General features: G+C 31.6%; 10 protein-coding genes. 9 read left to right on the top strand and 1 reads right to left on the bottom strand.

The features are described from left to right. The first annotated feature begins 146 nt into the window (after positions 1-146). The 9 genes from BT151_RS02725 (at position 147) to BT151_RS02685 (ending at position 12,344) form a co-directional block, all read left to right on the top strand. On the top strand, positions 147-1,304 hold the full coding sequence (locus BT151_RS02725; RefSeq protein WP_072400220.1) for a homogentisate 1,2-dioxygenase: 1,158 nt from the start codon (positions 147-149) through the stop codon (positions 1,302-1,304). 144 nt (positions 1,305-1,448) lie between these two features. Beyond that, complete coding sequence (hppD, locus tag BT151_RS02720) at positions 1,449-2,609, top strand: 4-hydroxyphenylpyruvate dioxygenase (RefSeq protein WP_072400977.1); 1,161 nt, start codon at positions 1,449-1,451, stop codon at positions 2,607-2,609. 194 nt (positions 2,610-2,803) lie between these two features. Further along, the gene (locus BT151_RS02715; RefSeq protein WP_072400219.1) at positions 2,804-3,586 is read left to right on the top strand and encodes a DUF3108 domain-containing protein; all 783 of its coding nucleotides are present in this window, start codon (positions 2,804-2,806) and stop codon (positions 3,584-3,586) included. Positions 3,587-3,592: 6 nt separating this feature from the next. Next, a complete protein-coding gene (locus BT151_RS02710; RefSeq protein WP_072400218.1) occupies positions 3,593-4,510 on the top strand; it encodes a tryptophan 2,3-dioxygenase family protein in 918 nt (305 codons plus the stop codon). Further along, positions 4,468-5,793 (top strand): peptidoglycan DD-metalloendopeptidase family protein, encoded by a 1,326-nt coding sequence (locus BT151_RS02705; RefSeq protein WP_072400217.1) that lies wholly within the window; start codon positions 4,468-4,470, stop codon positions 5,791-5,793. The genes BT151_RS02710 and BT151_RS02705 overlap by 43 nt, the downstream gene beginning before the upstream one ends. Before the next feature lies 1 nt (position 5,794). Continuing rightward, entirely contained in the window at positions 5,795-7,414 is a 1,620-nt protein-coding gene (gene pgi, locus BT151_RS02700; protein WP_072400216.1) for a glucose-6-phosphate isomerase, read from the top strand. A gap of 178 nt (positions 7,415-7,592) precedes the next feature. Continuing rightward, on the top strand, positions 7,593-10,136 hold the full coding sequence (locus BT151_RS02695) for a TonB-dependent receptor (RefSeq protein ID WP_072400215.1): 2,544 nt from the start codon (positions 7,593-7,595) through the stop codon (positions 10,134-10,136). A 9-nt stretch (positions 10,137-10,145) separates the two neighbouring features. Then, entirely contained in the window at positions 10,146-11,795 is a 1,650-nt protein-coding gene (locus BT151_RS02690) for a choice-of-anchor J domain-containing protein (protein WP_072400214.1), read from the top strand. Between the two features lie 108 nt (positions 11,796-11,903). Beyond that, positions 11,904-12,344: a hypothetical protein gene (locus BT151_RS02685; RefSeq protein ID WP_072400213.1), complete on the top strand. Its 441-nt coding sequence runs from the start codon at positions 11,904-11,906 to the stop codon at positions 12,342-12,344. A gap of 7 nt (positions 12,345-12,351) precedes the next feature. Here BT151_RS02685 and BT151_RS02680 read toward each other — a convergent pair whose 3' ends face one another. Next, positions 12,352-13,398 (bottom strand): endonuclease/exonuclease/phosphatase family protein, encoded by a 1,047-nt coding sequence (locus BT151_RS02680; protein WP_072400212.1) that lies wholly within the window; start codon positions 13,396-13,398, stop codon positions 12,352-12,354. Between the last annotated feature and the right edge of the window lie 99 nt (positions 13,399-13,497).

Raw genomic sequence — 13,497 nt, 5'->3', positions numbered from 1 at the left:
ATTATCATTTCTACACTATCTCATCAAGAGAAATCCTGAGTAATCGGTCAGTTTTTATTGTATCTTTATAATTACTAAACAAATAAGTTATCCTAAAACTAATTTCAAGGATTACTTTCAATATCTAATTTTTAAACTTTAAAGCAATGCCTTTTTATCATAAATTAGGAAATATACCGCATAAGCGTCATACTCAATTTAGAAAACCAGATGGTAATTTGTATTACGAGCAACTATTTGGTACTATTGGTTTTGACGGTATGTCTACAAACAGTTACCACGAGCAACGACCTACACAAGTTAAAGAAATTAAAAAACAATACAGTGTAGCACCAAAAATTGCAAAAGCAAATAATATACAATCCTACCGTTTAAAAGGATTTCAAGTTAAGCCAGAAAACGATTTTTTAGAAAGCCGAAAAACAGTTTTAATAAATAGTGATTGTGCTATTATTTTGGCGGCTCCAAAGCAATCAACTCAAGATTATTTTTATAAAAATACAGATGCCGACGAACTTATTTTTATACATAAAGGCAGCGGTAAGTTAAGAACACATTTAGGGAATTTAGATTTTAAATACGGTGATTATCTGTTAATTCCAAGAGGAATTATTTATAAAATAGATTTTGATACGGAAGATAATAGACTATTTATTGTCGAATCTCGCCGACCAATTTATACGCCAAAACGCTACCGTAATTGGTTTGGGCAATTACTAGAACATTCACCATTTTGCGAGCGAGATATCCGCAGGCCATATGAATTAGAAACAAATAATGAAAGCGGCGAATTTTTAATAAAAGTAAAAAAGCAAGACGATATTATTGAAATGGTTTATGCTTCGCATCCTTTTGATGTTGTGGGGTATGATGGTTACAACTATCCCTATGCTTTTTCAATTCACGACTTCGAGCCCATAACCGGTCGTATACATCAACCGCCACCAGTTCATCAAACTTTTGAAACAGATGCTTTTGTGGTGTGCAGTTTTGTACCAAGACTTTACGATTATCATCCACAATCCATACCAGCGCCATACAATCATAGCAACATAGATAGCGATGAGGTGTTATATTATGTAGATGGCGATTTTATGAGTAGAAATGATATTGAAGCGGGGCATATTTCATTACATCCAGCAGGGATTCCACACGGCCCACACCCTGGAGCAACAGAACGAAGTATTGGTAAAACTAAAACCGATGAATTAGCCGTAATGGTAGATACCTTTAAGCCGCTTAAGGTTACAGAAGAAGCTATGAAAATTGCCGACGACAGCTACCATAAATCTTGGTTAGAGTAAGCTTTTTATTAGAAGCGACTTCCTGCTTTCCGCTATATCTTTTTTGAGAAAAATCAAAAAAGGATGTCGCTTCAATCAGGGCTAAAAAAGACGTTTTCCTTATCAACTAAACGATTTAATAAATCAACAAACAAAAAATTAATCATGAGTAAAGACATAAAATCAGTAAACTACGGTTTAGAAAAAATATTCGAAGGCGCACAAGATTTTTTGCCCCTTATAGGAACAGACTATGTAGAATTCTATGTAGGTAACGCAAAACAATCTGCTCACTTTTACAAAACAGCATTTGGCTTTCAGTCTTACGCCTATAAAGGTTTGGAAACAGGCTCCAAAGACGCAGTAAGCTATGTGCTTAAGCAAGATAAAATAAAGTTAGTTTTAACAACACCACTTACTAGTAAATCACCTATAAATGATCATATCGTAAAACATGGCGATGGTGTAAAAGTAGTAGCGCTTTGGGTAGAAGATGCCAGAAAAGCATATCAAGAAACTACAAGCAGAGGAGCGAAATCCTACATGGAACCAGTTGTTGAAAAAGATGAACATGGAGAAGTGGTTAGAGCGGGGATTTATACTTATGGAGAAACTGTACATATGTTTGTTGAGCGTAAAAACTATAACGGTTCATTTTTACCTGGTTTTCGTGAGTGGAAATCAGATTATAACCCCAAGCCAGCAGGCTTAAAATATATTGATCATATGGTTGGTAATGTAGGCTGGGGGCAAATGAATACTTGGGTAAAATGGTATGAAGATGTTATGGGTTTTGAAAATTTCTTGTCTTTTGATGATAAACAAATTCATACTGAATATTCGGCGCTTATGAGTAAGGTGATGAGTAATGGTAATGGACGCATAAAATTTCCTATAAACGAACCTGCAAAAGGGAAAAAACGATCTCAAATAGAAGAATATTTAGATTTTTATGAAGGGGCAGGCGTGCAACACATAGCAGTTGCAACAGATGATATCATAAGTACAGTAAGCCAGTTAAAATCTAGTGGTGTAGAATTTTTATCAACTCCGCCAGAAGCATATTATAAAGCTGTTCCTGGTAGGTTAGAAGAATATAGCCATGAATTAAGAGAAGACATTGAAACCCTTAAAGGCTTAGGGATAATGATTGATGCCGATGAAGAAGGCTACTTACTTCAAATTTTCACAAAACCAGTTGAAGATAGACCAACATTGTTTTTTGAAATTATTCAACGTATGGGAGCAAGAGGTTTTGGAGCTGGAAACTTTAAAGCGCTTTTTGAATCTATAGAAAGAGAACAAGCAAATAGAGGGACACTTTAGTTTTTCTTTAAACATAAAAAACTCCATCAGTAATGATGGAGTTTTTTGGTTTTTGTAATAAATTAACGTTAAGAACTTCTTATAGTTACAAGCTGTCTGAAGATTTTTTATATTTTTGGAACAGTAATTGTAATTTCAAAGCTATAACAATAAAGTAGAGTAACAAGAGTTACAATACAATTACCCAAATAAAGATGAAAAAATCACTACTTATTATAATCGCAATAATATCGCTGCAAACATCTTATGCGCAAAAAGAATCTGCATTTGGTGATGGCGAATGGTTTAAATTCAAAATGAGTTATAGTAATTGGCTAAAAGCAGGAAATGCTACACTTACTGTAAAAGATGCTAAATTAGAAGACAAAGAAGTATATCATGTAGTTGGAAAAGGCTGGACAACAGGTATGATAAAATGGTTTTTTAAAGTAAAAGATAGGTATGAAAGCTATTTTGATAAAAAAACAATCATGCCTTATAAATTTGTTAGAAATATTGATGAAGGAGGTCACACAAAAGATTTAGAAATCGATTTTGATCAGGCAAATAATAAAGCGCACATAAACGATAAAAAAAACAACACAAAAAAAATAATAGATACCAAACCTAATATTCAAGATATGGTATCAACGTTCTATTATCTTAGAAATAATTTGGATATAAGTAAGTTGAAAGTAGGTGATGAAGTAAAAATAGATATGTTTTTTGATGAAGAAAACTATGGATTTAAATTAAAATACCTTGGTGAAGAAACTATTAAAACAGATTTTGGCGAAATTGAGTCATTAAAATTTCGCCCTTATGTTATGGCAGGACGTGTTTTTAAAGAAGAAGAAAGTTTAACACTTTGGGTTTCAAAAGACAAAAATAAAGTACCTTTACGTATTAAAGCAGATTTGGCTGTAGGGTCACTTAGGGCCGACTTAGAAGCTTTTAAAGGATTAAAACACCCATTTAGAATAGTTGTTAATAATTAAGAAATTTTGAGCTCCAAAATAACCAATCAACTTAAAGAAAAATACGAAGCTATAGACCAAGATGTTGAGGCGCATTTAGAAGGATTATTACACAGTAAACCCATAAATTATTGGGATTACATCCAAACAGATGCTTTATTAAGTCTTCAAGTGCAACGTACAGTTTTTCCTGATGAGAAAGTGTTTATCATGTATCATCAAATTTCAGAACTTTTGTTCAAAATGATTCTTAGTGAAATTGAACAAGTTGCGAAAAACGATAAGTTAACCACCGAAGTATTTACAGATAAAATAATGCGTATTAGTCGTTATTTTGATGTACTTACATCTTCTTTCAGTATTATGAAAGATGGAATGGATTTAGATCAATATAATAAATTTAGAACCACATTAACACCAGCTAGTGGTTTTCAAAGTGCGCAATACAGGAAAATAGAATTTGCATCGACGGAGCTTAATAATTTAATTGATAAAAGATTTAGAGATAGTATTGATAGTAATTCGTCTTACGAGCATGCTTTTGAACATTTATATTGGCAAGCCGCAGGTAAAGATTATAAAACTGGTAAAAAAACGTATACATTATCTGCTTTTGAAGAGCGATATAAAGATGAATTTATTAGATTTACAAAGTTTTATAAAAACAACAATTTATGGACAAAGTTTAAGGCATTGCCTAAAAGCGCTCAATCCAATAAAGAGTTAATAAATGCTATGCGCCATTATGATTATACGGTTAATATAAAATGGGTTATGGCGCATTATAATACAGCAAACCATTATTTAAATATTAACGGCAAAACAGCCGAAGCAACAGGGGGAAGTGAATGGGTAAAATACATGCACCCTAAATATCAAAAAAGAATATTTTTTCCGGATTTATGGACAGAAAAAGAAAAAGAAACTTGGGGAACAGATATATAACAATACTAGCACTAGCAATGTGTTTTATAGGTTGTAAAAAAGATGAGGAAAAACCTGTAATAGTAAAAGAAGAATTAGCAGCGGTTGAAGAGCCAAAGGATGTTTTTGAATTTGGTTTTAAATTAAACGATTACATAGTAAAAAGAGATACTGTAAAAGCGGGGGAAAGCTTTGGGGGAGTTTTAGAACGAAACAATGTAGGTTATCCCAAAATCTTTTACATTGCAGAAAAAGCTAAAGAAACTTATAACATTGCCAGATTTTTTCAAAAGGGTAAGCCATACACACTTCTTTGTGCAAAAGATTCACTAGAAACACCTAAATGTTTTATATATCAGCCTAGTTTAGAAGAGTATGTGGTGATTAATTTTAATGATTCTATACATGCTTACAAAAGTAGAAAACCAATTAGATATATTGAGAAAACAGTAACGGGTATTATTACTAGTAGTATTTCTGAAACTTTAGATGAACAGGGAGTTAGCGCCGTATTGACTAATAAACTTGCAGACGAAATTTACGCATGGACTATTGATTTTAGACGTTTACAAAAAGGGGATCGTTTTAAAGTGATTTATACTGATAAATATATTGATGATACTATTTATACAGGTATTCACGATGTTAAAGCGGCTTACTTTGAGCATAATAATGAGCCTTTTTATGCATTTCGCTTTGAGACAGACTCAGTAAAAGGTATTGTTGATTATTTTAACGAAGAAGCTAAAAATTTGAGACGCGCCTTCTTAAAAGCACCTGTTAAGTTTAGTCGTATTTCTTCTCGTTATAATTTAAAACGAAGAATCGCTGTTTATGGTTATAAAGTACGTCCTCACAAAGGAACCGATTTTGCAGCACCAATTGGTACGCCTATTATGGCAACTGCAAATGGTACTGTTACAGAATCTAAAAGAAGAGGAGGTAACGGTAATTATGTGAAAATACGCCATAATGCAACTTATGAGACCCAATATTTACATATGAGTAAACGTAAATCAAAAGTGGGGCAATTTGTAAAACAAGGCGATGTTATTGGTTGGGTAGGTATGACGGGTAATACAGGCGGACCGCATGTATGTTATCGTTTTTGGAAAAATGGAAAACAAGTAGATCCTTTTAAACAAAAACTTCCTGAAGCAAAACCAATTTCAGATTCCTTAAAAATAGAATATTTAGAGTTTATAAAACCAATTAAATATAAGCTAGATAATACATTCTTTAAGCCAGAAATTAAAGAAAACAAGCAACCAGAACAAACAGTAATAACTCAAGCAACTTCATAATATGTCTTTACCAAATATAAATCCTACAACTACAAATTCTTGGAAAAAATTACAAGAACATTTTAAAGAAGTTAAAGAGGTTCATATGAAAGATTTGTTTGCTCAAGATTTAGATAGAGCAAATAAATTTACTATTAAATGGGATGATTTTTATGTAGATTTTTCAAAAAATAGAATTACTGAAGAGACTTTAAAATTTTTATTAGGGTTAGCTGATGAGGTTAAACTAAAGGAGGCAATCAAAAGTCAGTTTTCAGGAGAAGTAATAAATGAAACAGAAGGAAGAGCTGTTATGCATACAGCTTTACGTGCTCCAAAAAGCTCTGAAATTACTGTTGATGGTGTTAATGTTATGCCAGAAATACATCAAGTAAAAGAAAAAATAGAAAGTTTTACTAATGAAGTTGTTAATGGACATAGAAAAGGATATACGGGAGAAACATTTACAGATATTGTAAATATTGGTATTGGAGGTTCAGATCTTGGTCCCGCAATGGTGGTAGATTCACTTCAATATTATAAAAATCATTTAACTACACATTTTGTAAGTAATGTAGATGGCGATCATGTTAATGAGGTTATTAAAAAACTGAATCCAGAAACAACATTATTTGTAATAGTTTCAAAAACATTTACAACTCAGGAAACGCTTTCAAATGCAAATACAATCAAATCATGGTTTTTAAAATCGGCTGATGAAAATGATATTGCAAAACATTTTGTAGCAGTTTCTACTAATATTAAAAATGTAAAAGCTTTTGGAATAGACGAAAACAATATTTTTCCAATGTGGGATTGGGTTGGTGGACGTTTTTCGCTTTGGAGTGCCGTGGGTTTAACTATTAGTTTAGCAGTAGGTTATAATAATTTTGACAACTTATTACAAGGTGCTCATAAAATGGATGAGCATTTTAAAAATGAAGATTTTAAAACCAATATACCAGTAGTTTTAGCATTAATAAGTGTGTGGTATAACAACTTTTTTAAAGCGGAAACAGAGGCTATTATTCCCTATTCTCAATATTTAAACCAATTTGCGACCTATTTACAACAAGGTATTATGGAAAGTAATGGAAAGAGTGTTGATAGAAATGGTAATCCAATAGATTATCAAACAGGAACTATTATTTGGGGAGAGCCAGGAACTAATTCACAACATGCCTTTTTTCAATTAATACATCAAGGAACAAAGCTAATACCGGCAGATTTTATAGGGTTTACAAAATCATTACACGCAAATCAAGATCATCAAGACAAATTGATTTCTAATTTTTTAGCACAAACTGAAGCTTTACTAAATGGTAAAACAGAATCTGAGGTTATTGCAGAAGGAACTCAAAAAGAGATTGTTCCTTTTAAAGTATTTGAAGGAAATAAGCCTACAAATACGATTTTTATCAACAAATTGTCACCAGAAAGTTTAGGTAAATTAATAGCAATGTACGAGCATAAAATATTTGTGCAAGGAGTTATATGGAATATTTTTAGCTATGACCAATTTGGTGTAGAATTAGGAAAGCAACTAGCTAGTAAAATTTTACAAGAATTTAACAATACAGCCGTTAATACACATGATTCTTCAACTCATAATTTATTGAATTATTATAAGGATTTTTCATAAAACTCAGAAATATTCTTAGTGAAATAATCAAAAGGGGTGATAATTTTTAAAACAAAAACCACTTTATTTATCAACAATTGTTAAATTTCTTAACAATTGGGTAATATTAGAACATTAATTATCCGTATTTTTGCATCGACTAATTTCAAAAATTAAATAATTAATCTTTTTAAAAATTATGAGAAAAATTACTCAAAGTTTATTAATGGCAGTAGCATTTTTGTTTACTACTGTTATTATGGCACAAAGTACTGTTAGCGGTATAGTATTGGAAGCAGGAATAAACATGCCACTTCCGGGTGCAAACATTGTTGAGAAAGGGACGTCCAATGGAGTCGTTACAGATTTTGATGGAAATTTTACGCTTAACACAAAAGGAAGTTCAGGAGAAATTGTAATTACTTATGTAGGTTACACTTCAAAAACAGTTTCTTTTTCAGGAAACGCAACTTTAGGAAATGTATTTTTAGAATCAAGCCAAGTAGGTTTGCAAGAAGTTCAAATTATTGCTTCTGTTGCTGTAGATAGAAAAACTCCAGTAGCAGTATCAACAATTAAATCAGAGGAAATAGCTTTAAAATTAAGTACACAAGAATTTCCAGAGATTTTAAAATCTACACCAGGAGTATACGCAACTAGAGCAGGTGGTGGTTATGGTGATGGTAGAATTTCATTAAGAGGTTTTGGCTCTGAAAATGTTGCAGTAATGATTAATGGAGTACCAGTTAACGATATGGAAAACGGAGCTGTTTATTGGTCTAACTGGGCAGGATTAGGAGATGTAACATCTTCATTGCAAGTACAAAGAGGTCTTGGAGCTTCTAAGGTAGCTGTACCATCAGTAGGTGGAACAGTAAACATTATTACTAAAACAACTGATGCAGAACAAGGTGGAAATATTTTTACCGGAATTGGTAACGATGGATACTTGAAATATGGAATGACCTATTCTACAGGATTATCAGAAAAAGGTTTTGCAGCAACAGTTAGTGCATCAAAAATTACTGGAGACGGATATGTTGATGGAACTGAGTTTTCAGGATATAATTACTTTATAAGTTTATCACAACAATTAAGTGATTCTCACAGATTATCATTTAGTGCTTTTGGAGCTCAACAAACACATGGACAACGTTTTAATCGTTCTACTATTTCAGAATTATTAGATACAGATTCAGGTCCACAAAAAGCTAATAAAGATTGGGGTTATAAAAACGGACAAGTTTACCATCAATCTTATAACTTCTATCATAAACCTCAAATTTCTTTAAATCATTTATGGGAAATTAATGACAGCTCAGTTTTATCAACAGCACTTTATGCATCTTTTGGAAGCGGAGGTGGACGTAGAGATGAAGGTTCTAAAATTGGGTCAAGCGACTACAGAATAGGTTCTTCAGGTTTACAACCAATTGATTTTGACGCTGTTGTTGAAGAGAATATAGCAAATGGAGCAGGAGGCTCAACAGATATAATTTCATCTTCAAGAAATTCACATCAGTGGTTTGGTGTTTTATCATCTTATAAAAATACTATAAGCGATAAATTAACAATTTCAGGAGGTTTAGATGCTAGATCTTATGTAGGATCTCACTGGTATCAAGTTGATGATTTATTAGGAGGAGAATTCTTCTTAGATAATGAAACTGATACTTTTGCTTTTGGTAATCCATTAAAAGTAGGTGATCGTTACAACAAGGATTATGATGGTATTGTATTCAGATCAGGACTTTTTGCTCAAGCTGAATATCAAGTTAATGAATCTTTTAACTTATTTGTGGCTACAGATATTTCTAACACAAATTACAAGAAAGAAGAATTTATGAATAATGAAATCATTGGAAGTAGAACTTCTGCTGATATCAATTTTTTAGGATATGGTATAAAAGGTGGTGGTAACTACAATTTAGATTCAAATAATAATGTATTTGTAAATGTAGGATACTTTTCAAAAGCACCATTCTTAACTAGTGTATTTTTAAATGAAGACACTTTAGAATTAAATGAAGGTGCTGAAAACGAAAAAGTATTTAGTGTAGAATTGGGTTATGGTTATAGAAGTGATAAATTATACGCTAATGTAAACCTTTACCGTACAAGTTGGTTAGATAAGTCTATTTCTGGATCTTATCCTGGACCAACACCAGAGTCTGAAAGAGTATACTATAACTTACTTGGTATGGATGCTTTACATCAAGGTATTGAAGTAGATTTTAGATATAAGTTTTCAGATGAGCTTACATTAACAGGTATGGCATCTATTGGAGATTGGCAATGGAAAAGTGATGTATCTGCAAGTGTTAGAAACCAAGATGGCGATGAAGTAGATGTTGTTGATGTTTATGCTAAAGATTTAAAAGTTGGTGATGCAGCTCAAACTACTTTTGCTTTAGGGGCTAATTATAAAATCGCAGAAAAATCTAAAATTTATGTAGATTATAATTACGCAGGAGATATGTTCTCATCTTATTTCGTTACAGATAGAGGTAGTGCTGATCTTCCAGATACATGGAAAACACCATCATACGGTTTATTTGATGCAGGTTTAAGCCATACATTTGAAATGGGATCTTTTGAAGCTGTTTTAAATGGTAAAGTAAACAATGTATTTAACACTGAATATATTTCGGATGCTAATGATACTGACGGAACATCTGCTTCTGCTTTAGTATATTATGGAGCAGGTAGAACATATAGTGTTGGATTAAAAATTAAATTTTAAAAAAAAGTTATGAAAAAAATATTTTATTTATTCGCAATTTTATTAGGAACAACCATAGTTGGTTGTAATCCTATGGAAGATATTCATGATGATATTAATGCAAACAAAGGTGGTGTAGTTCAAGATGTCGAGTTTACGTTAACTGATGATGATTATGATGACTTAGATCTTAGCTTTGGAAGTTTTAGCTCAGAAGACGATGCTAAAGCTGCATTACCAGCTTTCTTAACAGATAAATACCCTTATCTATCTGATGGATCTTCAGCAAAGGTTGAATACCTTTTATATATTGGGTCTGCAGAAGGAGTAAGTGATTATACTGGTGCAGATGTTTATGCATTGGCTAATGCAGATTATCCTCAAGGAAATTTAAATGCTTCAGGATTTTATCCTAATGAAGATGCAGAAGATTTCATGAGTGATATTCTTACTGCTCAATACACATCTCCAACAGAAGGACAATCAGTATTAGTACAATATAACACATATGTAGAAGTGCCTGTAGAAGGGATTTCTAATCTTGTTAGTGCCGATTTTAAAACAGCTCAATCTCTTTTAGATTGGACTCCTTTTAATATTACTGGTACTCAAGTATGGTCAGGAACACAATATGGTGCAACTATTAATGGTTCAGAATATCCAAACTATTTTGTGAATGAAGATTGGTTAGTTTCTCCAGAAATTGATTTAACAGCTCAAGTAAACCCTTTATTTCAACTAACTCAAGTTCTTAGATATACAAATGCATCAGATTATTATAATATTATGGTTTCTACCGATTATGATGGTGATGTAGCAACTGCTACTTGGGATACTATTGATGTAACTCCTGTGCCAGATGGAAGTAGCTGGACTGCAGTAACATCAGAGGATGTTGATTTTTCAGCTTATGAAGGAGAAACAATTCATATTGCTTTTAAATATGAATCTGATTTAACTATTGGGGCTACATGGGAAATAGAAAATGTATTAGTTAAAGTTCCAGGAGTAGAAGGAGAAACTGTTGCTAATGAGGTATATTATACATATACTGGTAGTGCTTGGGAATTATCATCAGGTGTTTATTACTTAACTTCTAACGATTATGACTCTATGGGTGAAGCTTCTGGACAACCAGGACGTTACAACAACTTTAGTAGTTCTATTCCAGCAGATACTTATATTAGTACTTTCTTAGGAATAAATAATCCTTATGCTCAAGAAGAAGATGAGATAATAGTAATTTATAAATACTATTCAAGTTCGGCTAATGCAACACAAACTAGAGGTAACTTATATACTTATACTAACGGAGTTTGGGTGGCTTATCAATCTACTATTTCTACTACATTACAATTTGGTTTAGAAAATGGTATTTGGATTCCAGATAATACTATAAAGTATTCACTTACAGATGCTGATTATACTTATATGGGTGAGACATTGTCTGATGATCCAAATTATTCAAGTAAAGTTGCTACACTTTTAAATTATGCAGATTATGATTCTAGTTGGAGTCAAGATGATATTATTTATTCTTTAGGTGTATTATTGGATTATCTAGATCCAAATGCTGTTGAAGGACAAAAATATCAATTAAGCTATTTAGTTTATGCTGGAGGACTTTCAGAATTTACTATAACTTTAATTAAAACAGATGGAGAATGGGTAGTTTACTAAAACTCCTATAATATTTTCCTTATAATATTTAAAACCGCTTCAGCTTGAAGCGGTTTTTTTATGCTTTTAATTATTACATTTGTTAAATAAAAATAAAACAAAATAATCATGTACGGAATCGTAAAAACTCTTCATTCATATTGGGCATATTTAGTGCTTTTAGTTTTAATAATTGCTACCGTAAATGCTATTATAAAAACGCTAGGAGATAAAGAATATGAAGCTAGTGATTTTAGAAAGGGATTATTCACATTAATAGTATCACATATTCAGTTATTAATAGGATTGGTTTTATACTTTGTATCTCCTAGATTACAACTGTTTAGCGAGATAGGTATGGGTGAAATCATGAAAGATTCTGTAAATAGGTTATATTTAGTAGAACACCCTTTAATAAACATAATAGCTGTAGCTTTAATAACTATTGGTTACTCTAAACATAAGAAGAAATTAACTTCTAACGGTAAATTAAAAACAATAGCTATATTTTATTCAATCGCCTTAGTCTTGTTTTTATCAAGAATTCCTTGGAGTACTTGGTTAGGTTAAAAAGAGATTAATTAACTTCTTTAATAATATAGACATATACAGGAAAATGGTCGCTAAAGCCATTGCTAAAACCACCATTAGACCAACTTCTAAAAGGGTAGCCTTTGTAAGTGCCAGTAGGTTGAATTAAATATTGCTTATTAAAAATTCCTGCTTTATAAAACCTAAAAGACGAATAATCTTTTTCAAGTAAAGATTTAGTTATCATAATTTGGTCGAATAAACTCCAAGAATCGCGATAAGCTGTTGTGCCTAAGCCATTTTTATAAAACGCTATAAAGGGATTATAGATACCTTTTAAACCTACTTTTCTTTTATTTTTTTGTGCCTTTAAAACATTTTTTATACTAGCATTATTTGGGTTGTCATTTAAATCGCCCATAATAAAAATTTTGGTATATGGATTAATAACTTGAAGCGAATCAACAAGGTGTTTATTTAGTTTAGCTGCAGCAATACGTTTTGGCCTACTTTTGGCTTCTCCGCCACGTCTTGATGGCCAATGGTTTACAATAATATGTATAAAATCACCATCAAGTTTACCACTTACTAATAATTGGTTTCTGGTATAAATTCTTTTATGATTTTCATCGTCATAGATTTTTAATTCATGACTGCTGCTAGACGTTGGTGTAAATAATTTTTTTTGATAAAGTAATGCCACATCTATACCACGAACATCTGGCGAATCATAATGAACAATACCATAATCTCTATTTATTAATAAGGAATCATTAACAAGATCTTCTAATACTTCTCTATTTTCAATTTCCGAAACACCAATAATAGCAGGCGAATTATTTGTTACATCCAATCCTATGTCAGATATAACTCGAGCCATATTACTAATCTTCTTTCTATAAATATCTTGCCGATTAGCCTTTATTTCCATAATAGGGCTGGCTTCATCAAATTTTGTAGGATCATTTATGGTATCAAATAAATTTTCAAGATTATAAAAGGCTACTGTATGAATTTTAAAGGTCTTTTTCTCTTGTCCATTTATAAGTGAGCAAAAGCAAAAAAATAAAATATAAAGAGTTAAATACTTCATTAATAATAGAGTGTTATTTAGTATTTGAAATATAATACTTATCTCAAATGTAGGTATTTTAATATAAAATAGTTAGATTTAAATTTTTATGCCGACTCT

This window comes from Flaviramulus basaltis, from assembly GCF_900114265.1.
Lineage (GTDB): Bacteria > Bacteroidota > Bacteroidia > Flavobacteriales > Flavobacteriaceae > Flaviramulus > Flaviramulus basaltis.
This window is presented reverse-complemented; position numbering and strand designations above follow the sequence as displayed.

Excerpts from the sequence above, each read along its gene's own strand:
- BT151_RS02725 (WP_072400220.1), top strand. The coding sequence starts at position 147 with ATGCCTTTTTATCATAAATTAGGAAATATACCGCATAAGCGTCATACT.
- BT151_RS02680 (WP_072400212.1), bottom strand. The coding sequence starts at position 13,398 with ATGAAGTATTTAACTCTTTATATTTTATTTTTTTGCTTTTGCTCACTT.
- BT151_RS02715 (WP_072400219.1), top strand. The coding sequence starts at position 2,804 with ATGAAAAAATCACTACTTATTATAATCGCAATAATATCGCTGCAAACA.
- BT151_RS02695 (WP_072400215.1), top strand. The coding sequence starts at position 7,593 with ATGAGAAAAATTACTCAAAGTTTATTAATGGCAGTAGCATTTTTGTTT.
- BT151_RS02690 (WP_072400214.1), top strand. The coding sequence starts at position 10,146 with ATGAAAAAAATATTTTATTTATTCGCAATTTTATTAGGAACAACCATA.
- BT151_RS02685 (WP_072400213.1), top strand. The coding sequence starts at position 11,904 with ATGTACGGAATCGTAAAAACTCTTCATTCATATTGGGCATATTTAGTG.
- BT151_RS02705 (WP_072400217.1), top strand. The coding sequence starts at position 4,468 with ATGGACAGAAAAAGAAAAAGAAACTTGGGGAACAGATATATAACAATA.
- pgi (WP_072400216.1), top strand. The coding sequence starts at position 5,795 with ATGTCTTTACCAAATATAAATCCTACAACTACAAATTCTTGGAAAAAA.
- hppD (WP_072400977.1), top strand. The coding sequence starts at position 1,449 with ATGAGTAAAGACATAAAATCAGTAAACTACGGTTTAGAAAAAATATTC.